The 22,871-nt window shown below is 48.8% G+C and carries 19 protein-coding genes, 2 pseudogenes and 1 CRISPR repeat array; of the genes and pseudogenes, 16 read left to right on the top strand and 5 right to left on the bottom strand.

What is annotated here, in order from left to right:
- Positions 1-318: 318 nt before the first annotated feature.
- Positions 319-1,560: an MFS transporter gene (locus tag TX85_RS21780; protein WP_044481971.1), complete on the bottom strand. Its 1,242-nt coding sequence runs from the start codon at positions 1,558-1,560 to the stop codon at positions 319-321.
- Between the two features lie 172 nt (positions 1,561-1,732).
- On the opposite strand from TX85_RS21780, the gene TX85_RS21775 reads away from it, so the two are divergent.
- From TX85_RS21775 to TX85_RS26350, 3 genes and pseudogenes are all read left to right on the top strand, one after another.
- Positions 1,733-2,311: a TetR/AcrR family transcriptional regulator gene (locus TX85_RS21775; protein WP_044481970.1), complete on the top strand. Its 579-nt coding sequence runs from the start codon at positions 1,733-1,735 to the stop codon at positions 2,309-2,311.
- A 142-nt stretch (positions 2,312-2,453) separates the two neighbouring features.
- Positions 2,454-3,500: a LacI family DNA-binding transcriptional regulator gene (locus tag TX85_RS21770; protein WP_233500822.1), complete on the top strand. Its 1,047-nt coding sequence runs from the start codon at positions 2,454-2,456 to the stop codon at positions 3,498-3,500.
- A gap of 381 nt (positions 3,501-3,881) precedes the next feature.
- Positions 3,882-4,352, top strand: a pseudogene (locus TX85_RS26350) (transposase); the annotation flags it as partial.
- Between the two features lie 97 nt (positions 4,353-4,449).
- On the opposite strand, the gene TX85_RS21760 reads toward TX85_RS26350, so the two are convergent.
- A complete protein-coding gene (locus tag TX85_RS21760; protein ID WP_044481967.1) occupies positions 4,450-5,412 on the bottom strand; it encodes a sugar kinase in 963 nt (320 codons plus the stop codon).
- Positions 5,413-5,682: 270 nt separating this feature from the next.
- Here TX85_RS21760 and TX85_RS21755 point away from each other — a divergent pair, with 270 nt between their 5' ends.
- On the top strand, positions 5,683-6,606 hold the full coding sequence (locus TX85_RS21755) for an AEC family transporter (RefSeq protein WP_044482172.1): 924 nt from the start codon (positions 5,683-5,685) through the stop codon (positions 6,604-6,606).
- 829 nt (positions 6,607-7,435) lie between these two features.
- On the opposite strand, the gene TX85_RS21750 is transcribed toward TX85_RS21755, so the two are convergent.
- The 3 genes from TX85_RS21750 to TX85_RS21740 all read right to left on the bottom strand — a co-directional run bounded on the left by TX85_RS21750 (position 7,436) and on the right by TX85_RS21740 (position 9,382).
- Positions 7,436-8,281, bottom strand: coding sequence for a YitT family protein (locus TX85_RS21750; protein WP_049895155.1), 846 nt, complete (start codon positions 8,279-8,281; stop codon positions 7,436-7,438).
- A 140-nt stretch (positions 8,282-8,421) separates the two neighbouring features.
- Entirely contained in the window at positions 8,422-8,913 is a 492-nt protein-coding gene (locus TX85_RS21745; RefSeq protein ID WP_044481966.1) for a cation:proton antiporter regulatory subunit, read from the bottom strand.
- Between the two features lie 94 nt (positions 8,914-9,007).
- Positions 9,008-9,382: a hypothetical protein gene (locus TX85_RS21740; RefSeq protein ID WP_044481965.1), complete on the bottom strand. Its 375-nt coding sequence runs from the start codon at positions 9,380-9,382 to the stop codon at positions 9,008-9,010.
- Positions 9,383-9,656: 274 nt separating this feature from the next.
- Here TX85_RS21740 and TX85_RS21735 point away from each other — a divergent pair, with 274 nt between their 5' ends.
- The 12 genes and pseudogenes from TX85_RS21735 to TX85_RS27785 form a co-directional block, all read left to right on the top strand.
- A complete protein-coding gene (locus TX85_RS21735; RefSeq protein ID WP_044481964.1) occupies positions 9,657-9,953 on the top strand; it encodes a hypothetical protein in 297 nt (98 codons plus the stop codon).
- 33 nt (positions 9,954-9,986) lie between these two features.
- Positions 9,987-10,661 (top strand): PspA/IM30 family protein, encoded by a 675-nt coding sequence (locus TX85_RS21730; RefSeq protein WP_044481963.1) that lies wholly within the window; start codon positions 9,987-9,989, stop codon positions 10,659-10,661.
- A gap of 6 nt (positions 10,662-10,667) precedes the next feature.
- Positions 10,668-11,189, top strand: coding sequence for a PspC domain-containing protein (locus tag TX85_RS21725; protein WP_044481962.1), 522 nt, complete (start codon positions 10,668-10,670; stop codon positions 11,187-11,189).
- Positions 11,190-11,192: 3 nt separating this feature from the next.
- Positions 11,193-11,894 (top strand): PspA/IM30 family protein, encoded by a 702-nt coding sequence (locus TX85_RS21720; protein WP_044481961.1) that lies wholly within the window; start codon positions 11,193-11,195, stop codon positions 11,892-11,894.
- A gap of 111 nt (positions 11,895-12,005) precedes the next feature.
- Positions 12,006-12,656 carry a cell wall-active antibiotics response protein LiaF gene (liaF, locus tag TX85_RS21715; RefSeq protein WP_044481960.1) on the top strand — a complete coding sequence of 217 codons (651 nt, stop codon included), beginning with the start codon at positions 12,006-12,008 and terminating at the stop codon, positions 12,654-12,656.
- Between the two features lie 20 nt (positions 12,657-12,676).
- The gene (locus TX85_RS21710) at positions 12,677-13,768 is read left to right on the top strand and encodes a sensor histidine kinase (RefSeq protein ID WP_044481959.1); all 1,092 of its coding nucleotides are present in this window, start codon (positions 12,677-12,679) and stop codon (positions 13,766-13,768) included.
- Complete coding sequence (locus TX85_RS21705; RefSeq protein ID WP_044481958.1) at positions 13,734-14,396, top strand: response regulator; 663 nt, start codon at positions 13,734-13,736, stop codon at positions 14,394-14,396. Before TX85_RS21710 ends, TX85_RS21705 begins: the two co-directional genes overlap by 35 nt.
- 155 nt (positions 14,397-14,551) lie before the next feature.
- Positions 14,552-15,346, top strand: a complete 795-nt coding sequence (locus TX85_RS21700; RefSeq protein ID WP_044481957.1) for a YwmB family TATA-box binding protein — start codon at positions 14,552-14,554, stop codon at positions 15,344-15,346.
- A 198-nt stretch (positions 15,347-15,544) separates the two neighbouring features.
- Positions 15,545-17,095 carry a glucose-6-phosphate dehydrogenase gene (gene zwf, locus TX85_RS21695; protein ID WP_044481956.1) on the top strand — a complete coding sequence of 517 codons (1,551 nt, stop codon included), beginning with the start codon at positions 15,545-15,547 and terminating at the stop codon, positions 17,093-17,095.
- Between the two features lie 318 nt (positions 17,096-17,413).
- Positions 17,414-18,475 carry an ABC transporter ATP-binding protein gene (locus TX85_RS21690; protein ID WP_044481955.1) on the top strand — a complete coding sequence of 354 codons (1,062 nt, stop codon included), beginning with the start codon at positions 17,414-17,416 and terminating at the stop codon, positions 18,473-18,475.
- Positions 18,476-18,506: 31 nt separating this feature from the next.
- Positions 18,507-19,196 (top strand): hypothetical protein, encoded by a 690-nt coding sequence (locus TX85_RS21685; RefSeq protein WP_233500837.1) that lies wholly within the window; start codon positions 18,507-18,509, stop codon positions 19,194-19,196.
- A 554-nt stretch (positions 19,197-19,750) separates the two neighbouring features.
- Positions 19,751-21,444: direct repeats of the CRISPR family, unit length 32 nt; unit sequence GTCGCACCTTACTCAGGTGCGTGGATTGAAAT.
- A gap of 325 nt (positions 21,445-21,769) precedes the next feature.
- Positions 21,770-22,871 (top strand): annotated as a pseudogene (locus TX85_RS27785) (CRISPR-associated endonuclease Cas3''); the annotation flags it as partial.

Below are 22,871 nucleotides of genomic sequence, written 5' to 3'. Positions count from 1 at the left end.
GACCCACATGCGAGTAAACAAGTGCGCAAAAGCAGTTATTTAGCTGGCTTGGGAGCTCATGCGAGTAAACAAGTGCGCAAAAGCAGTTATTTAGCCAGTGTGGGAGTTGGCAGTCACGATGCTCCGGCCTGATAGCGAAATTCTAAGCGCAAAACCTCACCTGTCCGCCATGAACTTGTTCAAGTTCAACTATCGACCGTAAGAAAAGCCGTATGAGCTATGTTAGTGCATTTGCCACATAAAGAGGGTGTCCCAAAGCTTACTTTTGGGACACCCTCTTATGTGCTTTTTCGGGAGCGGATCTTTTCTCCGCTCCGGTTATTCTCGCGGGCTGCTCTCCACGGGAGGGGAGACTGAGGCCCTTTTGATACCGGCCCTATTTTCAGTAAAGAAGTAAATCAAAGCCAGCAGCGGCACGATGATGCCGATCAGTGAGGTGAAGCTCCAGCCGCCGCGGGTATAAGACCAGCCGCCCAAAGATGATCCGACAGCCCCGCCGATGAAAAAAACAGCCATAAATAAGCCGTTAAGGCGTCCTTTGGCTTCATTGCTCAGAGAATAAACTACCCGCTGTCCAAGGACCAGGTTTCCCGAAACGGCCATGTCCAGCAGAATCGCAGCAAGAACCAGCAGGACGAAGGATACTGCCGAATGGCCATGAACAAGATAGGCCAGGGTACATGATGAGGCGGCAACGATCATGGCCAATCCGGTCAAGAACCGGGTCCAGCCTTTATCCGCGAGTCTTCCCGCGATCGGCGCGGCAATAGCGCCCCCTACGCCCGCCAGCGCGAACCAGGCGATCCCTTGCTGCGTCATGCCGAATTCGTCCGCCAAATATAGAGGAACCACGGTCCAGAACAGACTGAAGACGCCGAACAGACATGCTTGATAAACGGCGCGGCGGCGAAGAATCGGTGTTTGTTTCCATAGAGAGCCCAGAGAAACGATCAACGTTTCGTAACTCAAGGCAGGTTCAGGCTTACGTTCGGGAAGCACCCGGTATAATAAAATCGTTAAAAGTGCAATGGCCGCCGCGGATAAGGCAAATACCGCCTGCCACTTCCACAGGCCGGCAATGAAGCTGGCTACGGGGCGGGCAAACATGATCCCGAGCAGAAGTCCGCTCATAACATTCCCCACCACCCGGCCTTGATGGGGACCTGATGCTAAATAGGTCGCATAAGGAACCAGGATTTGGGCTACCACGGATCCCAGACCGATAAGCATGGAAGCAGCGAGGAACAGGGGCGCGCTCGTGGCAAAGGATGCCGTTGCCAAGGCGAAGAATGCCACGATAAGGAAGATGGCGACGAGACGTCGGTTTTCCATGATGTCGCTGAGTGGAACGATGAACAACAGACCCAGCACATACCCGATTTGCGTTAAAGTGACGATGAGCCCAGATGCCTCGGAAGTTAATCCTGTGGCAGCGCTGATCGGCCCGACCAAGGTTTGGGAATAATACAGATTGGCTACGATAAGCCCGCAAGCGGCGGCTAACAAAAATAGGATCCAGCCTGAAATCGGCTTACTGCCGGCAGTTTCTTTCGTGTCCATAACAAAACCTCCTTATTTAATCTAAATACTGAACGCAACGTTTATTAATTGTCGACGGTTATATAATATACTGAACGTATCGTTTTGTAAATAGCAAATTGATTGCCGTATTTCGAATAAATATTTAGTATAATGAACGTACAGTATTAATGTGGAAAAGGAGTGGGTACAAGTGAGTACCAAAAGAGGGCGCCCGCGCAATCTGGAAACGCAAAACGCCATTCTTGCCGCTTCCTATGATTTGTTGCTTGAACAAGGCTTCGGATCGGTCACGGTGGAGAAAATCGCAGAGCGGGCTGGGGTCAGCAAAGCCACGATCTATAAATGGTGGCCCAACAAAGCCGCGGTGGTCATGGACGGGTTCCTGACGGCGTCTACGGCCAGAATTCCGGTTCCCGATACGGGTTCGGTCTCCCAAGACCTGGTCATTCATGTGACGAGATTGGTTCAGTTTATGACAAGCCGGGAGGGAAACGTCATCAAAGAACTGGTCGGGGAAGGACAGGTTGATGCCGGATTGGCGGAAACTTACCGCTCAAGATACTTTCGTCCCCGCCGGCTGGAGGCAAGCCAAATCATCGAACGCGGAATCCGCCGCGGTGAGTTGAAGGATCAGCTTGATCTTGAATTATGCCTGGATCAAATCTATGGACCGATCTTTTATAGGCTCTTGATTTTGAGCGACGAGCTGGATGAGAACTACGTTGAAAATTTGGTGAGATGGGTTCTGAAGGGACTGGCGGCAAAATAAACCGGTACATCCGTTTGATACATTTAGAAAATTGACGCCGCATCTGTAGCTATTTCATTGAGTTTCAGATATAGTGAGTGAAGAATAAGTTTAGTAAAATATTTTAGGAACTCGTATTCTTCAAAGAGCGGAGCTGATGAGTGTGAATAGCAAAACGACCATCAACGATGTTGCCCGCTTGGCCGGTGTCTCGAAAAGCACAGTCTCGCAATATCTGAATGGGCGGTTCAATTATATGAGTGAGGCTACGCGTGAGCGGATTGCCAAGGTCATCGGAGACCTGGACTACCGTCCCAATGGTCTGGCCCGCAGTCTGAAGCAGAATCGCACCTTTTTGGTCGGGATTATCGTTGCCGATTTGAATTATTCGCTCTCCATTACTTGCATACAGGCGATCGAGAACGAATTGCAGGACCGGGGGATTCAGGTCATTATCTGTAATGCGGACGAGAACCCGGATAAGGAAGCGGATTATATTGAAACCTTGCTTGCGCGGCAAGTGGACGGCTTGATCCTGTTCCCGACGGGGGATGTTTCTGCTCCTTATCAGCAATTATTGGAGGCAGGGGTTCCCTTTGTTCTTATGGACCGGCTGCTTGAACAGGTTACTGCCCGAAGCATATTGCTTGATAACGAAATGGCGGTAAAAATAGGAATCGAGGAGCTTGTGCGGGCAGGTCATCACGCTATCGGGATGATCACTTTGCCGCTTACAGCCCAGCCTATTACCCCGCGCAAGGAGAGGGTAAGCGGATATCGCAGGGCAATGCTGGAGGCAGGGCTCCCGCTTCGGGAGGAATATCTGATCAGTGTGTCGGCAGAGGAGGTCGCCGATAGTCTGGAACAGCTCCTGGCGCTTCCTGAGCCTCCTACCGCTTTGCTTGCCGGCAATGATATCGTGCTGGGAGAGGTGCTCAAGGCAGCGAATCGTTTGAAACTAACGATACCGGAGCAATTGTCGATCATTGGAATTGATGCTGCGGATTTTGCGGAGGTATACAACCCGGCAATCACAACGATCAAGCAGCCTGCCTATGAAATGGGAAGTCAGGCTGCACGGATCTTGCTTGCAAGCATTGAAGACCGCGAGACAGGTCTCCCGATCACCTATCGATTCCCTCCCGCTCTTCAGCGTGGAGAATCCGTTCTGAAAAGAGGGTGTCCCAAAAGTGATCATAAGATGAACTGAGGGGCGCCCTCTTTCATTTCGTCAAACAAAAAGAAACCGCTCTCTGGAAAATGGAGGTACCACCCAACCATAAACCAAGGAGACGGTTTCTTTGCACATTCGATCTAGCCGGGATCAACTCTGTTTCCCAATATAAGCCATGCGGTACATTTGATCTAAGGAAGTAAGCACTTGGTCTAACGGACATTTTGTCTCCTTACGGTTCGTCTTTGGATGAGCCAGAATTGTAACGGACATTTTGGCCGCTTAGAGAGTAGAATCGAGTGAACCAGAGTCGTTTGAGCGTCCTAAGCGCCCGAAATGTCCGTTACCCCTTCGAATCATGAGAACAAGTCTGCTAAGAGTCTAGAATGTCCGTTAGCGAGTTTAAAATATCCGACAGCAATTTTAGGGAAGAGGAACAGCTTCAGCAAAATGGATCATGACGCTGCCTTTATGCGAATAAAAGAGACCACATGCGAAATGGCCAGCTAAAGCCAGACTATACTGTATACTGTCCAGATCGGCACCGAGAATCAATTCATTATCGACTACAGTCTGCACCAGCGACCGACCGATACGCGCTGCCTCATCCCGCATCTTGAACAAGTAAAATCACAGTTAGGACAGCTCCCGGGCACCATCAACGCCGATGCAGGCTATGGCGGCGAAGAGGGCTATGCCCTGGCCGTAAGGCGCATGATCGAGCCGGAGCCTATGTTTGGCGATATGAAGAATAGCCGAGGCTTTAGAAGGTTCCTGCTTCGAGGCTTATACAAAGTAAGCCTTGAGGTCGGGTGGCTTTCTCTTGCCCGCAATCTACTCAAAAAAGCAGCGGTGCACGCCAAAAGCCAAGGAGTTAAGCGAAGATAGACTGCTTAGCTCTTGGCTTTTATTAATACTCCCCTATTTTGTTGCTGTGGGTGTTCCAAAGTTTTCTTTTGGGGCACCCTCTTTTTCCTGTCCCTGTCTAGCCTTCGGCCCGTTTTGCAGAAGCCAGGAAAGCCTCCAACTGCTTGCGTGTCGGCAAACCGTCCATATCGCCAGGCGACATGACGGCAAGAGCACCCAGTGCGTTGCCGCGTGCTACCGCTTCCGGAATCTCAAGCTTTTCCAGCAGGGCGCTGATCACTCCGGCGGCAAACCCGTCCCCGGCCCCGACCGTATCCACGACTTGATCCACCTTGAAGCCCGGAACAAAGCCGGAGCCTTCTTTGGTTTTGTAGTAAGCTCCTTCAGGTCCCAGCTTAATAACCACCAAGGATACCCCAAGCTTCAGATAAAAGTCTGCAATCTCTTCCGGCTCCGTCAATCCGGTTAGAATTCTGCCTTCTCCGATCCCGGGAAAGAACCAGTCGCTCCGGCCGGCCAGCTCATTGATCGTCGAGACCATGGTCTCCTGATCCGGCCACAGCACGGGCCGCAGATTCGGGTCGAACGATACGGTTCTTCCCAATGAACGCATATAATCCATGGCATGGCGGGCAAATTCCAGCATGCTGGCAGAGAGAGCAGCAGAGATGCTGGTTGTGTGCAAATGGCCAGCCGAAGCAAAGTAATCGTTATCGAAATCGGCAATGCTCAAGGTGGAGGCGGCAGAATTTTTACGGAAATATTCCACCTTCGGATCGCCTTCCAGCACCTTGGACTTCATCAGCATACCGGTTGAATGCTTCTTCGTAAAAGTAACGGCAGAGGTATCGATGCCTTCTTGGGTCTGTGCATGAATAATAAATGCTCCGAGGTTGTCCTCGCCGAGCTTGGTAACATAGCCGGTGGGATGCCCCAGTCGGCACAACCCGGTTGCTACATTGCTTTCAGCTCCAGCAAGCGCTTTCGAAAAGGATGAAACCTCATGGAGTTCACCGACTTCATTGGCGTAAAACATCGCCATCGGTTCCCCAAAGGTAACGGCGGCCAGTGACTTGGACATAATCTATACTCCTCCTTGGAGAGAATTTGGAATCCGGTCTTTTTCAAATTATCACATAAATCGGTTTTGTTCAATTAAAATATGGGATTATTCAATGTTTAATTGTATAATATGACATTGTTTAGTAAACTAATAGAGGTCCTCAAATGACTTTTGCGTCTTTGCCTGCCTATGAGCCTATAGCTAATACGTCTTGGACAAAGAAACTTCGGAAACGTACGATAAGAGAACCACAACAAAGAAGGAATGAAGGACGAGGCTATGGATGGTTTGATGATTTCTTTTTTACACACGATCTACCAAGTTCTGCTGCCGATTTCCTTACCTGTCATTGGCGGAGCATTGCTAAAGAAATTTAAACGCCTGGATACAAAACCCCTGTCCACCTTGTCCTTATACGTCATGAGTCCGGCCCTGATCTTTGAGACGCTGCTTCAGGCCGAGGTCAGTGGGGGCGAGGTCCTCAAAACGGTTATCTTTTGCCTGCTTAACGTTCTGCTGCTCTGGTTGGTCAGTGAGGGGGCCGGGCGATTCCTGGCGATGTCGCAGCCGGAGCGCTCGGGTCTCAATCTGGTTACCATGTTTACGAACAGTGTTAACTATGGACTTCCGCTGGTATTACTTGCATTCGGACAGGCAGGATTGGACAAAGCATCTGTATACGTCATTGTTCAGATCATTATTATAAATACAATCGGAGTATTCCTGGCGGCAAAATCTCACTTCTCGGTAAAGAAAGCACTTCTGTCGGTCTTCACCCTGCCATCGGTCTATGCAGCACTTTTGGCCGTATTGCTCCGCTTGCTCCAGGTGTCTCTGCCTGATGCTCTGGGTACCGGGGTTAGCTTGCTCTCGGCGGCATACGCTCCGCTTGCATTAGTTATTCTGGGTGCGCAAATGACAGGAGTCAGTTCCGGAGACGACAAGCCAGGAGTGGCGAAGCAGGCCTTTGTTACGGGAATGCTGCTGCGGCTGCTAATCGCACCTTTTATCGCTTGGGGCATTCTTGCAGTGCTTCAGGCCGACGGCCTACTGTTCTCTGTTATCATGATCCTTTCCTCGATGCCGGCAGCTGTGAATGCGGTGATTCTGGCGGAGCAATATGATGCGGCACCCGCACTGGTATCGAAGTGTATTCTATGGACGACACTTGCTTCCTTTGCAGTACTGCCGATATGGCTTTTGGCCTTGTAGACAGCAAAAAGGCCGACTAATGGTTGATTCTGCGTGCTGGGGGTAACGCGTGAAGTGTGCTTACGATCGCTGTTCTTCGTGGATTTCTTTGACTGGATTAAGCAAGGAAGAAATCCAATCACAAAGGCGGCTTACGCTTCTACAGCACACTTCACACTTATGCCCAAACTACACAGGCTCCTTAGTTCGGCTTTATGGTACCGGATGCACTTTAAGAGTTAACAATGCCGCCATACCCGCACATACATTTAGTGAATAAAGTTACCTTACATTTAGGGGAAATGGTAGAGGGGCGGATATAGTGAAACTTTTGCGCTTAAAGTTGGCTAAAACGTGGGTTTTACAAGTTTCTGGATATTTAAAGTAAGTTTTTTCACTACAGGTGGGTTTAAGCGCCGAACGGAGAATATAAGGGAAGTAATTTCACTAAATTGCGGCCGGAAGGAGCATGGCAAGAATCAGTCTGGTCAAGTCAAGGCTTACGTTCATATCTTGCTTGCATACCGTTTACGTTAGGATTACGTCGTGCAACATATTGCTGCGTTGCCGTTTATGGCATAGCCATGTGCAACCTGCATTGCAGTTACCCTACAGGGGCGAAGTGATCGGGGCATAAGTGAGAAGTGTGCTGAAGAAGCGGAGCGTTCGCCTTTGTTCGCGGATTTCCCCCTTGTTAGAACTTATTTCAATTAATGAAATCCGCGGACAACAGCGATCGTAAGCACACTTCACACGTTGCCCATCTAACTCGCTCTTTTATGTTAACTGTATTCCACTACTGCACATTTTCCAGCTTACATGCCACAAATAGTAAGCTTACCGCAGTGACTTACGGCAGAATTAAAATTTCACTGTCCGGGTCACAGTTGAGCACGATGGCCTTGAGTCGTGAAACCTCCCAGCGATGACACTTCAACTGAATTTGATCCGGCTCACCATCCAGGGAATTCAGCTTGATGAATTCCGCCTTTCTGTTTAAGTAGTGAAATAAAGCTTCCTGAATATGCGCACAGTGATGACTCTCGATTTGAACCTGATTATAGAAGCGGAAGCCGCTCAGACATAGCTTGATGGATTCATAGGCCAGCAAATAGGCGGTTACGGAATAAATGGCCTGCTCAAAGCCGAAATGGAATCCGGCAATGATGAGCACAAGACAGTTAAACAGCATCACGAGACCTTCCGGTGTGATCCATCTTGTGAAAGGCAAATTACTGACGGCCTTTTCCGCCGAATCGAGATAGCTGCCGAACCGCAGCGCCAGCCCGATTCCGAATCCCAGAGACAATCCTCCCAATAAAGCTGCCGCCAAGGGCTCATTCAGCAGAGCCGGAAATGGATGCAGCAGGAAGGTTCCCAGTGAAATAATCAGAACTCCGAAAAAAGTTAGCAGGCTCACGGAGTTGCCGGAATACTTCCGCTGGAGAACAATGAAAGGCAGGTTTAGCAGGAACAGGAACAATCCTAGCCGAAGCTCTGTGCTTAATGCAAAAATAGCGGATAGGCCAGTAATGCCGCCGACAACGATGCCGTGCGGCATCAGGAATAATTCAAGGCCTATCGCCGCAAGAACGGAACCGAAGATGATGCCGGTAAGCTTCATCCATAAAGGCTCCGTCTTTCTGTCTTTGTGGCTTCCGTCCAATGGAGCGCTGGTGGTGAGGTGATGCTTCACACTCACTCCCCCTTTCCCATAGCTAACGTCAGCCCAACTTGGCGTGGCTTATTCATCTCGTCCTGATTCAGGGGCGAATCTAGGATACAAAGACACTGGAGAAGAGAATCCGGTCATGAGACGCTGACCGACGCTTCTGCTTAGCTTCCGGTCAACAGGATGTGTCTGATCTGTTGTTGATGCAGACGCTCGCCGATAACGACGACCAAGGCGCCGGCAGTCAAGAGCAGGTCCGGACCGGGGTTGATGTGCTTCTTCTGATTTTTTTCGATAACAGCTATGATTGTGGCTCCGGAACGCTGGCGGACGCGCAGCTCGCCAATGGTCTTGCCGATAGCTTTGTAGTTAGTCTCCAAGCGATACCATTCAATACTGATGTCGCCCAATGCAACCTCGATATTTTCCAGAGCTGTCGGTTGATAGGTCACTCCCCCGATAATGGCGGATACGTAGCGTGCCTCTTCATCATCCAGGCTAATCTTGGAAATGCTGTCTTCCTGGTTATCATTATCGTAATGATATACTTCACGACGTCCATCATCGTGAATAATAATTGCTAATTTCTCTCCGCTGCGTGTGGGGATCACAAATTTTTTGCCTACGCCAGGCAAATCGGTCTCTTGGTAATTCATTGTTCAAGCCTCCAGTGTTCTATAATGACAATCCTCTACAATTTGAATCCGATCGACGAGCCGGGCAGCCACTTGCAATTGGGCAAGCAGAACCTTAAGATGTTCGTTGTGATACAAGGAACATACTCGTGAATTTGATCGGTAATAAAAGAATCCGCTTCTTTAAAAGATAGAAGAACGGACGAAAAGACGTCCGCGGAAATAAGGGTATCACAACAGGGATCATTAAAAATAGAAAGAACAGCGCAGCCGTTCGATCTATCAGTAGTTTACCCGGTTGCGGAGAATTCAGACGCAGGGGGATGCTGTGATGCTGCGTCGTTGAAGCCGAGGTTTCAAGGGTATCCTGATCGGCCTCATGAAATTGAAGAACAGGCGAGGTCGCCGGAGCGGACATCAGCAGTAACACTGCCAATAGCAACAGTATTATGGCCGGTGCAAGCAATTTGTTGAAGATTCGCAATCGCATGTTCTTCCGCACCCCTTTACGCCATAGTAGCATACCTCAAGGATAGCACAGAATGGGCATTATCTCAAAGATTTCATCCATATTTAGTCGACTTTACAAACGGGTCTGAATCTATAGAAAACGGCAGCTTTTACACCCGGTTCTGTCTTGCGGAGGAAAGGGACCTCGACTTAGGTCTAGGTTCAAAAACCGTCCCCGGTCCGTTTTGAAGATGCTTGATTCCACCTAGAATAAAGACATAAGGTTGATTCAATGAGAGGCGGTGATTAATAAAATGAGAAACAGAAATTCGAAAGGTCTTGCGATTCTGCTGATTGCTCTTGGAGCACTGATTTTGCTGGGTAAACTGACTCCCTTCCTGGGTAGCCTGTTCGGATTACTGATTGCGGTGGCGATGGTTGGTCTGGGATACTACGGAATCAAGCAAGGAAATGCTTTCTTCGGTTGGGTAATCCTGATTATCGGGCTGATCGTTCTGATCTCCAAGCTGGCTTGGCTGATTATACCGGTGCTTGGAATCGGGCTCATCATTTACGGAATATCAACTCTGAAAGGAAGACGGAGTTACTGATTATATAACGATAGGCAGGAGGGATAGGTAGTTATGAGTGTATTTCGACGCGTACGGGATATTACGGTAGCAAATTTGAACGAACGATTGGAGCAGTCACAGGATCCGGTACGGCTTATCGACCAGTTCCTGATCGAGACCCGGCAGGAGATTATGGAAGCCGAGAAGCTGCATCACCAGTATTCCGGCCATACCAAACAATTGAAGAGTCAAGTTGACCAAGCCAGAGCGATGAGCGGCAAGCGGGAAGAACAAGCGCTGCTTGCAGTGAAGGCCGGTGAGGAGCATCTCGCCAAGCTGGCACTGCAAGAGAAGATGCTGTACGACGAGAAGATCGATCAGTATTCAGGGCTGTATGCACAGAGCCTGGAGTCTCTGCAGGAGCTGGAGAATCAACTGCATGAGCTGAAGACAGAGTATCAGACCGTCTACAGCAAGCGTCAATATTATTATGCCAGAATGGAGACGCTGCGATTACAGCAACGAATGAATCAGCGGATGAATGGATACGGGGCGCAGGATGTGCCGAAAATGTTCCATCGTCTTGAAGATCAGGTGTCGGGCATGGAGTGGGAGGCCCGCAGCTTGCGCGATCTGCGCAAGGCAGGCCAGGATATTGCCAGCCAGGTCGGATCTACGATTCAATCCACACTGGATCAGGAGCTCTCCCGCTTGAAGCAGAAGCTGAACAAAGCCGGAGAGGAGTAGTAATCGATGAACAGACTATATCGTTCTAGACGTGATAAATGGTTGACAGGCCTGATCGGCGGCCTTGCTGAATATTTCGGGATCAGCTCGACGATTCTACGGATTCTGATTATTATCTGCGTTCCGATTACAAGCGGAGCCGCTATACTGATCTATCTGATCGCATCGCTGGTCATCTCCAAGGAGCCCTATCAGCCGTATGATCCTTACTATAATAGTACCGGCGGTTGGAATGGTGGCGGCTACGGCGGAGGCTATGGCGGCAACCCGGGAGGTCCGGGCTTTGGCGGTAATCCAGGCGGCCCCGGCGGCCCTGGCTATGGATATGGCGGACCTCGTCCTCCACAGCCGCCTTATCAAGGAGCGAATCAAGGAAATTCTTTTAACGGAAATACAGGTGCCGGATTTGGCGGACCCCCTTCCTCCAATCTGGACTCCATGATGGAAGATATCGAGAAGAAAGCCATGGAGAAGGAACTTGAAGATTTACGCAAAAAATTGAGCAAATACGAGAAGGGAGAAGTGTAAACAATGGGAGTATTTAAGAGAATTAAGGATATCACTAAAGCGTCGGTTAATGAAATGTTGGATAAGGTTGAGGACCCAATCGTCATGCTGAACCAATATCTTCGCGATATGGAAGCGGAAATTCGCGATGCGGAGGTAACTGTAGCGAAGCAAATGGCGAATGAACGCAGAATGAAGCAGCGTCTGGATGAGGCAATTCGCATCTCGGCTCAACGTGAGGCGCAAGCTGAAGTCGCGCTCCGTAATGGTCAGGAGGAAGTAGCCCGCAAGCTGCTGGAAGAGAAGATTCACTACGATCAAAAGCAAACCGAATTCAGCAATCTGCATGCAGAGTCCGAGACACAGGCTCATGAATTGAAGCAGCAGCTTCATGAAATGAAGGATGAATTCTACAAGCTTCGCAACAAGCGGAACGAACTGGTAAACCGTGCACAAATGGCGAAGGCCAGAAAGCAAATGTCCCAGGTCAGCTCGCTGCACACAATCGAGAGCGGCAACGCTTCTCTCGGCTTCCACCGGATGGAAGAGAAGATCATGCAGATGGAAGCGGAAGCGGAAGTTGCAGGAGTCGTATATCGCGGAACTACATCCTCCTCCTACATCAGCCCGGCTGATGCAGAGAAGCAGCTTAAAGTAGACGCTCAACTGGAAGCCTTGAAGGCTAAGCTGTCCCCAACTGAAAAGAAGGAACAAAGCGAAGAATAACAGCTACACAGTCTGATAGACATTGTGGTATGCTAACATTTGGTGAAGCCATGCGGTATGATCCCATACCGTAATGGCTTCTCCGACTTATATAACATCGGGAGGTGCGGCATGGACAGACGGAAAAGGTTCTTGGCTATAGGGCTGATCGGCTTCGGTGTCGTGATGATTTTTGGCCAATGGCTTAATTTCATGACCCTTGTCGCCCTCTTTTTATTGGGATACGGAGTTTATAAGGTTCGACAAGGCGAGGACGTCAAGACGGGATACATCCTGATGGCTATTGGAGGCATCTTTATTCTTCTGGACCACTTCATCCTGGTCATTGCGATTCTCATGATATCGCTTGGATTGTATTACGCCAAGATTCGTAAAAATCAGCCGCTGGGCAATATGGTTCAGAAGCAGAGCATAACGACAAGCTTGAGATGGGATCTGGATCCTTGGACATTGAGAAATACTTGCATGTGGCATATTCTTGGAGAGATTGATATTGATCTGTCACTAGCCATCATGGAGGGCAAAGACAACCTGCTTATGTTCCAGGGGATTGTCGGGGATATTGATCTATCGGTATTTGATGATTATGGAGTTGAGATTGAAGCATTTGTGTTGTTTGGTCAGGTTGAGTTAGGGCAGGAACGGGATACGGGAATTATGAACCGGGTGTATTGGAAATCGCCGGATTATGATTTGCGTGAACAGAAAGTGAAGATTATGCTCTCTTATTTAGTAGGAGACATTGATATAAAATTATCTTAAGACAGGAGGTTCACTCACGCATGAACAACAGAAAGCCGCGAAACATGGTTTCAAGGAGTATGCGGGAGGGAATTCTCCTGTGCTTTTTCTTGCTGGCGGTTATCGCCTACGTGCTGTATACATATGGATATCTTCGAACGATAAGTGATTGGAGAACCGGGATCAAGACGGGCTTGACCCTGTTAACTTTGCTGGTCAGCATCGGGGCTGCCTACGGATTCTTGCAGGGTTATCGCCAGAAGCGGAGAATTGATCTGTTAAGGAATGCGCTGGTACAGTGGGAGAAGGGCAATCAGACAGGGACGGTGCCCCAGTTGGGTGACGACGAGATCGGCGGCTTATCCGAGCAGTTGGAGCGCATCGGCAAACGGTGGGAGGAGCAGGTTAGCTCGCTGCAGCGTCTGTCCACACATAATGCTCAATTGGCGGAGCAGGCCCGGGTATCCGCTATCGTGGAAGAGAGACAACGGCTGGCGCGCGAATTGCATGATGCGGTCTCCCAGCAGCTGTTTGCCATTTCGATGACAGCGACTGCTGTGGGAAGAACACTGGAGAAGGATTTCGATAAGGCTCAGCGTCAGGTGGAGCTGATTGAGGAAATGGCCTCGGTCGCACAGTCAGAGATGCGCGCGCTGCTCTTGCATTTGCGTCCGGTGTATCTGGAGGGCAAGGAGCTGTCGCAAGGACTTCGCGAGTTGGTTAGAGAGCTGAAGACGAAGGTTCCTATGGAGCTGGCCCTGGAAATGGATGAAGATTTGAATTTGGGTAAAGGGATCGAAAATCATCTGTTCCGGATCATTCAGGAAGCCATGTCCAATACGCTCAGGCATGCCAAGGCGGATAAGATGGACATTCGGATTCACCGTAAGGGCGACACGATCAAGGTTGCTCTGCGCGATAACGGAATCGGCTTTGAGCTGGACGAGAAGAAGCAGACCTCCTACGGGCTATCCACGATGCAGGAACGGGTCCGTGAAATCGGCGGCTCCATTCAGTTTATTACAGCTCCCGGTAAAGGAACACGAATCGAAATTACCGTACCTATATTAAAAGAAGAGATCGGAGGGGAAGAGCTTCATGGAGACGGACACGGAACTGGAGAAGAGCATTAAGGTGCTTCTGGTAGACGATCATGAGATGGTTCGGATCGGTCTGGCCGCTGTGCTGGGTACCGAGGATGGAATCGAAGTGGTCGGAGAGGCCAGCAGCGGAGAAGAAGGAATTCGATTGGCCCAGGAGTATAAGCCGGATGTTGTCTTGATGGACCTTGTGATGGATGGCATGGATGGCATTGAGACGACACGGCAGCTTTTGGCGCTGTATCCTGAATGCAAAGTGATTGTACTTACCAGTTATCTGGATGACGAGAAGATGTATCCGGTTATTGAAGCGGGTGCTTTCAGCTATTTGCTTAAGACGTCCAGAGCTTCTGAAATTGCGGATGCGATCCGGGCCGCTGTTCGCGGACAGTCGGTGCTTGAATCTCAAGTGGCCTCGAAAATGATGAACCGTCTGCGCCAGCCGAAGGCGGAGACGCCTGCCCACGAGGAATTGACCGAGCGGGAGATGGATGTGCTGAGATTACTGGCACAAGGGAAATCCAATCAGGATATTGCGGACGAGTTGATCATCGGAATCAAGACCGTAAAATTCCACGTAACGAATATTTTAGCCAAGCTTGGAGTGGACGATCGCACTCAGGCAGCCATTTATGCGTACAAGAATGGATTGGCAGAATAGAATGCTGCAAACAGCCGTCAACATTTAACCGAGGGGGTTAGATTTTGGCGGTTATTTATTTTGTCCGATGAAAAAAGGGGCTCTTGTATAGGGAAGATGTGGGTGGTTATTCTGTAGATATGATAGATTAGTAGGTAGAACAAGGAGGGATAAAGATGCATAGCCTGAGGGGGAAAGGGAAACCTAAGTTAGCCGTTATTGCGGCGTTCATTCTGCTTCTGGTTGTTCTGTATCAATTATCCGCTTCCCGGCAAGCCTCTCCGACTGTCGTCGAGGATGAGGTCATGAGCGCGGAGTCCCAGTGGAAGGAACTGCTTGATCTGGGGGAACAGATTATCGGTGATGAGATTTCCGGAACTGTAAAATGGCAGGGAAACTGGAGTACTCTGCTGGATCCCGAAGAAGCAGCGAATGTACTGACTACACGTCTTGGTCTGCCGGCGGCGGAACAAGATATACTGCAAAACCATACGGTCTATTCATCCTCAGGCAGCCGTGATGAGTTTGCGCTTCATTTGAATGTCACTCAGCTCTCCTCCTCGGAATATTATGTTGTGCTGCGCCTTGAAGGAGAAGGGCGGCATGCAATGGCTTCATTGTCAGAGCAGCAGGCACTGCTGGGGCAGTCTATGCTGGATGAAGGAATTGCGGCCGAATGGAATGCGGCTGTGCAGGGAATGCGAAGGCAGCCGGATGAGCTAGAGAGTGGCTCGTTGAAGGAAGCCTTGGATGTGGTGGAGAAGGAATTTCCGAAAAAGCTGGATCTGACCCTGGTCGAGCAATACGAAGATCAAGATACAGTCAGCCGCACTTATTATTCATCCTATCTGCCGATTTCGGTGGACAGCGGAGGCCAAAAAGTAGGACTTCAAGCCGCAGTGCATATTCACTCCGTGACAGGGAAGCAGGAGTTCTCATTGGGCTCGCCATTGCTGACGGTTGAATATTAATTATGAGTTTAAATTAAAAATTAGATAAATATTAGATGAATTTATATAAATTCCAACATATTCTGATATGAATTTGATGGCAAGACTCCTGCAAATATGCTAAAATTACATCACATCCAGTGATGTATCTGTAAACTTATGGCATTGCTTGGGTATGAATAAATATTCACTATATTACATAGAAAGAAATGAGGAGCCATGGCTGATATTCAAAATCTGGAATCATTGCAGACACCAGGAGCTGTATTTTTTATCTTTGGAGCAACCGGGGATTTGGCACGCCGCAAGCTCTTCCCCGCTATATATTCGTTATATCGCGAAGGGAAGCTTGCTGAGGATTTTGCGGTTATCGGCGTGGCACGCCGTCCGCGCACACCTGAGGAATTCAGGGACGATGTACACCGTTCCATTCAAGAGTTCTGTCGTTACAAGGTTGAGGACACCGCTCATTGGACGCGGTTTGCCGAGCATTTCTCTTACAAGTCGTTGGATATTAACAATATCGACGGCTACGTTGAGCTGCGGGAGCTGACAGAATCGGTAGAATCCCGATTTGGAATTCCCGGCAACCGGATGTTCTATCTGGCGCTTGCTCCTGAGTTATTCGGAAGCGTCTCGTTCAACCTTCAGAAGGGCGGAATGCTGAGCAGCGGCGGATGGCATCGACTCGTGATCGAGAAGCCGTTCGGGTATGATCTTCTGTCAGCCCAGAAGCTGAATGAAGAGCTGAACCAGGTATTTAAAGAAGAAGAGATCTACCGGATCGACCATTATCTAGGCAAAGAGATGGTTCAGAACATTGAAGTGATTCGTTTTGCGAATGCTTTCTTTGAACCGCTATGGAATAATAAGCACATTTCCAATATTCAGATCACGCTCAGTGAGACGGTCGGTGTGGAAGAACGGGGCGGCTATTACGACCACTCCGGTGCGCTTCGCGATATGGGACAGAACCATATGCTTCAAATGCTGACGATGATTGCAATGGAACCGCCAAGCCGTCTGTACCCGGAAGATATCCGGGATGAGAAGGTGAAGGTGCTTCGTTCGCTGCGGCCTTATGCTACTCCGCTTGAGGTGAAGGAGAACGTGGTGCGCGGTCAATATACAGAGGGCGAGAGCATGGGCAAGCATCTGCCGGGCTATCGTCAAGAGGATAAAGTAGATCCGAATTCGAATACAGAGACTTATTTTGCGGCGAAAGTATTTGTCGATAATTTTCGTTGGGCAGGAGTTCCGTTCTATATCCGGACAGGCAAACGCCTGCCTGTGAAGACAACAGAGGTCGTCGTTGAATTCAAGCAAATGCCGACAAATGTCTACCTTGGCCAAAAGCATACGCTGGAGCCGAACCTGCTTGTGATTCGGGTCAACCCGATGGAAGGCATTTACATTAAGATTAACGCGAAAAAGCCAGGCTCGGAGTCAGCCATTGAACCCCTTGCCATGGAATTCTGCCAAAGCTGTCAGGTTGGCATCAATTCGCCTGAAGCTTATGAGCGTCTTATTTACGATGCTGCCAATGGGGATTCCACCTATTTCACCCGTTGGGACGAGGTGGCTACCGCCTGGGCATTCGTCGACCGCATCGCTGCGGCCTGGGCTCAGAACCCTGGCGATATCAGCACGTATTCTGCCGGTTCTTGGGGACCTGAGGAAGCGGCCGAGCTGCTTGCCAAGGATGGCTTCCATTGGTGGCCGGTAAATGGGCAGGAAGAGGACAACGTGATCTGGATTAGCAGAGGGTAATATATTTTGAAATAGTAACCGCCTTAAGCCATGTGCTGGGGCGGTTTTTTTGCGGGTATTTTCGATTGTAGCGGAGTTCCTGAACATAAAAGTGCAAATGTGTAGTGAACATGAAATCACAGGACTGTTCAAATTATTTAATTTGTAGATTTACTTGCTGGGCTGATTCCATTGAGTTGGTAGTTGATTCCTGATTGAGTATCGGAGCCTGCTTATGTTATAATCAATAATGATAATCATTATCATTCTAAAAAAATCTAAGTCTTGGTGCATCTTATAGAGTTCTAGATGGAATTAAGGAAAGTGAGTGAGGAATAGATGGAGCATTTATTAGAAGTAAAGGACCTGGCGATCTCATTCAAAACCCGGGAGGGCGAGGTACAAGCAGTTCGAGGCGTCAGCTTCCATGTGAACAAGGGGGAAACCCTGGCGATTGTCGGGGAGTCGGGTTCGGGCAAAAGTGTAAGCTCTCAAGCTGTAATGCAGCTCCTTCCGAAGCCGCAAGCTGTCTATAAACGGGGAGAAATCTGGTTTAACGGTCAGGAATTGACGAGTAAGACGGAGAAGCAGATGCAGAAGATTCGCGGCAAGGAAATCGGCATGATCTTTCAGGACCCGATGACCTCACTGAATCCAACAATCAAGGTGGGCAAGCAGATCACCGAGGTGTTGCACTTGCATGAAGGTATGAATAGGGAGCAGGCTTATAAGCGAGCAATTGAGCTGTTGGGACTGGTTGGAATTCCTGCTCCGGAGCGCCGCTTCCATCAGTATCCTCATGAATTTAGCGGCGGAATGCGTCAGCGTGTTGTCATTGCTATTGCGCTGGCGGCGAATCCAAAGCTGCTGATCGCCGATGAGCCAACAACGGCGCTGGATGTGACCATACAGGCGCAGATTCTCGATCTGATGAAGGAACTCCAGCAGAAGATCGGTACGGCAATTATTTTTATTACTCATGATCTGGGTGTGGTGGCCAAGATGGCGGACCGGGTGGCTGTGATGTATGCGGGACAAATTGTCGAATTAGGAACGGCGGAGGAGATTTTCTATGATCCGCGTCATCCTTATACCTGGGGCTTGCTAGCCTCGATGCCGAGTCTGAGCCAGCAGGGAGGGTCGAAGCTTGCGGCTATCCCGGGGACTCCTCCTGACCTCATTCATCCGCCGCAGGGAGATGCTTTTGCGCTGCGCAGCTCTTATTCGATGAAGATCGATTTTGAGCAAGAACCGCCGTTATACCGGATTTCCGATACACACACCGTCAGATCCTGGCTGCTGCATCCCTATGCGCCGGCTGTGACGCCGCCCGAAGCGGTGTTGAGCAAGCGGCGCAAGCTTGCCGGTGTGTATGAGCAGCCGATGTTGATAGAAGGCTAGAAACGAAGGGGGAGGCAATGCTTTGAGACAAGTGGCGGACTATGAATTAGAAGGCTGGATTCACTCATACAAGTTGACGGGAGTGAGTCAACAGGGCTGCGTTCAAAGAATGACCTGGCAGCAGCATGTCCAGTATGCGATCGGTCATACGATCAATGACTATTTTACCTTGTCGCCTGCTTTCCGCCTCCATACCTCGATCCAGATTCTACTGAACCGGCGTTGGCCTCGTGATCAGAGCATTTTTCCCGATCCCTCTGTGTACTGGCAGGTATATCATCAGATCGTAGAGCATTTAACGATGGTTACGGGGATGATGATCTACGATTATCCTGTTGCGCTGTACGAGAATTGGAAGACTGAGGTCACAGGGCTGGATATGCAGCTATCTCTCATTGTCCAGGCGGTATGGCAGCAGCGAGGCAATCCTTTGCAAATGAAGGTACAGAAGTTTCTCTTTGAGGATGATCCGGAGGTAGTCGATACTTTTGTCCATCTCGTCAATGTGTTTTGGCATAGTGCCTTCGGCCGGCCCCCTGGAGAGATCGAGGTCTATGCTTTGCTGGAGGGGCATAGGTATTCCTTCACTGGAGAATCACTCAGCCTGTCCAAATCGGCGGATTATGTGAGTCTGCTGGTGGATACTTGGGAGAGAGAGACTCAAGGTGGAGATCGTGGGAGTCAGCAAATTGTTGGCTGTCCGAGGGGGTACCTAAGGTAGTATGATCGCTAAGGCCTCTTATGCGGTGCAAGAGATAATGGAATAAAGTGATATGCACAAAAACTCATCGAATTAATGGTGAGTTTTTGTTTTGAGTTGAAAGGGAATTGAGATTTTTGGGTGAGTAGTTGAAACTCATTCTGGAGACAGAAATATAGGATCATTGGCTCGAATTGGGGAGAATTATGATACACTAGTAACAAATCCTCAAGGTTACTTGAAACCAGAAATCATTTTTTCTGGAGTGCGCCAACACTTTTCTCCATAAGGGCTTAAAGAATTGTATCAGACTATTGTTTGACGATACTTTAGATGCTTCTTCCTCAAGTTGTATGGCTGATTAGCAGGATTATATAAAGGCATTAAAATAAAGGAAAAACTTCTGGTGCGAATGTGAAGCAAACATGATTTCCCTGGGAGATTCACACCAAGATAAGTTACTTTCATTTCTATTTGTGTAATTATAAGATAATTATCAATTGATTTTTAACTCTATATTGGGTAATAGAGGGTTGTTTATACCTTCAAATATCCTTATTCTGTTAAAAAACGGAGTCGCACCTTACTCAGGTGCGTGGATTGAAATCTCCCAATCTTACCACAATCGGCTTAACGTATAGTCGCACCTTACTCAGGTGCGTGGATTGAAATATGTCTTCAAGGTCCTCATATTTTGAATCTGGAGTCGCACCTTACTCAGGTGCGTGGATTGAAATAAGTTATTGAAACTGCTCATAGAAACCTGAAAATAGTCGCACCTTACTCAGGTGCGTGGATTGAAATTAAGGTATAACAACTAAATCGGAGCCTTTTATCAGTCGCACCTTACTCAGGTGCGTGGATTGAAATAATGAAATGATTACCACCACCAAGAGTGCCTAGGCGTCGCACCTTACTCAGGTGCGTGGATTGAAATATCTGGAGCATCTACAACTTGTCCCGCTCTACTGTCGCACCTTACTCAGGTGCGTGGATTGAAATCACGGCTAAGGCTCACTCCTTTCATACGATTAAGCAAAGTCGCACCTTACTCAGGTGCGTGGATTGAAATACGGCGGCTAGGGTCTCCCAACCCTATGCTGCTTAACGTCGCACCTTACTCAGGTGCGTGGATTGAAATGTATAGAGCCCGGCTGTATGGAAGAGATTCACAAGCGTCGCACCTTACTCAGGTGCGTGGATTGAAATAATAACCTCACCTCCTTTCATAATTCAAAATAAAAGTCGCACCTTACTCAGGTGCGTGGATTGAAATAATTTGATGCTAAGCAGATAATTAACGAGCAATTGTCGCACCTTACTCAGGTGCGTGGATTGAAATCTGAAGAAGTTTGAACAAAAAGCTTCCAAAGAGAGTCGCACCTTACTCAGGTGCGTGGATTGAAATTTATGGTTACTAACAACAAGAACTGCTATTCTATGTCGCACCTTACTCAGGTGCGTGGATTGAAATCATGCTCCAGACTCTTGCCCAGCAATCAGACCTGGTCGCACCTTACTCAGGTGCGTGGATTGAAATCTGGATAAAATTATTAGGCAAAAACAATATGCGGGTCGCACCTTACTCAGGTGCGTGGATTGAAATACGATGTTTTGAATATATTCACATACCGCGACAAGTCGCACCTTACTCAGGTGCGTGGATTGAAATGATCACAGTACAACTTGCGCTTAGCCTGCTTATCGTCGCACCTTACTCAGGTGCGTGGATTGAAATCTGATCATATATCTTTGGCGTTGAAACTCTGATTCGTCGCACCTTACTCAGGTGCGTGGATTGAAATTTGAAAGAAAGGTTGCCAGCCTTACCACAGAAAACGTCGCACCTTACTCAGGTGCGTGGATTGAAATGATGTTGGCAATTGGATCATCAATGATAAAAGGGTCGCACCTTACTCAGGTGCGTGGATTGAAATCGTATACATGGCTTGCATTTATGATCCGATCTTACGTCGCACCTTACTCAGGTGCGTGGATTGAAATCACTAGGGTAAATGGTACCAAGTATCAACAGGACGTCGCACCTTACTCAGGTGCGTGGATTGAAATTGTTTCTGCGTATAGGCTCATTTGGGTAACGTATCGTCGCACCTTACTCAGGTGCGTGGATTGAAATTCAAATCCTCACCCCGTTTAATTCTGGTCTTTATGTCGCACCTTACTCAGGTGCGTGGATTGAAATTCAGCCGACCGGCTTTCCCAGGCTCCGTTAACCTGTCGCACCTTACTCAGGTGCGTGGATTGAAATTATCCTCGATGTACCTGTCAGCCATAGCGTATGCTGTCGCACCTTACTCAAGCGGTGGATCAAATCTCTACTGCCACTTTTCAAAATTAATACCAAAGAGTCCTCTAATGAGCAGTCGTACCCATCAAAAACACCTTTTATTGTGAAAAAGCACAAATAAAAGCCTTCCGATCTTCGGAAAGGTCTTTTTGTTGTTCACTTAATTAACTCCATAAATCATAAAAAATGTTGAATCATGGAAGGGATTGGCGATTTTTCGGCGAAATACATGAATATAAGGAGATAGTTCTCAAGAACTAACCGAAAAGGGTTGGAGGTCAGGCGGTTGGACTATATTGCACATGTGCGGGAAAGTGATGGGGAGCCACAGCCACTGGAGCATCATTTGCTAGGAGCACAGCGATTGGCTGAGTTCGCCGGAGAGGCACTTGGCATTCGGCATATTACGGGGCTGGCAGGCCTACTCCATGATCTCGGGAAATACGCGATAGCATTTCAAAACTATCTGCGTGAAGCTGTAGCTCATCCAGAAGCTCCTCCCAAGCGGGGGAGTGTAGATCATTCTACAGCCGGGGGGCGCTTGCTTTATGATCTTTACCATACGGGAACTATTGAACGTGGTAAGGGAACTCTTGCTGAAATAGTCGGCAACGCCATCATTTCACACCATTCCAGCTTGCATGATTACATCAGTCCAGAACTGGAAACCCCCTATCTGCGAAGAGTTCGGGATAAGGAGGATGTTCCTGAATACGAAGCTTGCACCAGACTATTCTTTGAGCGCGTGATGAACCGTGAAGCATTTGAACAATACGTGGAGCGAGCGGTGCTGGAGATGGATGCTTACTTCGCCATTCCGTCCCCTTTCACCATGGAAATGAAATGCCTTTATCTGACCAAATATGTATTTAGTGCTCTAATTGATGCAGACCGCACGGATACGCGGCGATTTGAGGAGCAGATTGCGGAGAACGAAGAGCAAGCCCCCAACACGGAGGAACTGTTCGAGAGCTATTACGCTAAATTAATGGATAAGCTGGGGGGATTGGCGGGTCATGCTTCTGCTACCACCCCGATTAACCAACTAAGAAGGGAAATGTCGGAACAGTGTGAGCGTTCTGCGTATAAGCCTTCCGGTATTTACACCCTATCCATCCCTACTGGCGGCGGCAAGACGTTAGCCAGTCTTCGTTATGCACTCAGACATGCGATAGAGCATCATAAGAAGCGCATAATATACGTCCTTCCATACACCACCATAATAGAACAGAACGCTGCCGAGGTACGGGGGATTTTGCAGGATGATATTCACATTTTGGAGCATCACTCCAATGTGATTGACGAACTCAATGATAATGATGAGATGGACGATGGCTTGATTCATATTCGGCAAAAATTAAAGCTGGCCAAGGACAATTGGGATTGCC

The sequence above is a fragment of the Paenibacillus antibioticophila genome (genome assembly GCF_000455265.1).
Classification (GTDB): domain Bacteria; phylum Bacillota; class Bacilli; order Paenibacillales; family Paenibacillaceae; genus Fontibacillus; species Fontibacillus antibioticophila.
The sequence above is the reverse complement of the archived record's forward strand: the minus strand, read 5'-3'. Positions and strand labels throughout refer to the sequence as shown.

Excerpts from the sequence above, each read along its gene's own strand:
- TX85_RS21780 (WP_044481971.1), bottom strand. The coding sequence starts at position 1,560 with ATGGACACGAAAGAAACTGCCGGCAGTAAGCCGATTTCAGGCTGGATC.
- TX85_RS21760 (WP_044481967.1), bottom strand. The coding sequence starts at position 5,412 with ATGTCCAAGTCACTGGCCGCCGTTACCTTTGGGGAACCGATGGCGATG.
- TX85_RS21745 (WP_044481966.1), bottom strand. The coding sequence starts at position 8,913 with ATGAATTACCAAGAGACCGATTTGCCTGGCGTAGGCAAAAAATTTGTG.
- TX85_RS21740 (WP_044481965.1), bottom strand. The coding sequence starts at position 9,382 with ATGCGATTGCGAATCTTCAACAAATTGCTTGCACCGGCCATAATACTG.
- TX85_RS21735 (WP_044481964.1), top strand. The coding sequence starts at position 9,657 with ATGAGAAACAGAAATTCGAAAGGTCTTGCGATTCTGCTGATTGCTCTT.
- TX85_RS21730 (WP_044481963.1), top strand. The coding sequence starts at position 9,987 with ATGAGTGTATTTCGACGCGTACGGGATATTACGGTAGCAAATTTGAAC.
- TX85_RS21725 (WP_044481962.1), top strand. The coding sequence starts at position 10,668 with ATGAACAGACTATATCGTTCTAGACGTGATAAATGGTTGACAGGCCTG.
- TX85_RS21720 (WP_044481961.1), top strand. The coding sequence starts at position 11,193 with ATGGGAGTATTTAAGAGAATTAAGGATATCACTAAAGCGTCGGTTAAT.
- liaF (WP_044481960.1), top strand. The coding sequence starts at position 12,006 with ATGGACAGACGGAAAAGGTTCTTGGCTATAGGGCTGATCGGCTTCGGT.
- TX85_RS21710 (WP_044481959.1), top strand. The coding sequence starts at position 12,677 with ATGAACAACAGAAAGCCGCGAAACATGGTTTCAAGGAGTATGCGGGAG.
- TX85_RS21705 (WP_044481958.1), top strand. The coding sequence starts at position 13,734 with ATGGAGACGGACACGGAACTGGAGAAGAGCATTAAGGTGCTTCTGGTA.
- TX85_RS21700 (WP_044481957.1), top strand. The coding sequence starts at position 14,552 with ATGCATAGCCTGAGGGGGAAAGGGAAACCTAAGTTAGCCGTTATTGCG.
- zwf (WP_044481956.1), top strand. The coding sequence starts at position 15,545 with ATGGCTGATATTCAAAATCTGGAATCATTGCAGACACCAGGAGCTGTA.
- TX85_RS21690 (WP_044481955.1), top strand. The coding sequence starts at position 17,414 with ATGGAGCATTTATTAGAAGTAAAGGACCTGGCGATCTCATTCAAAACC.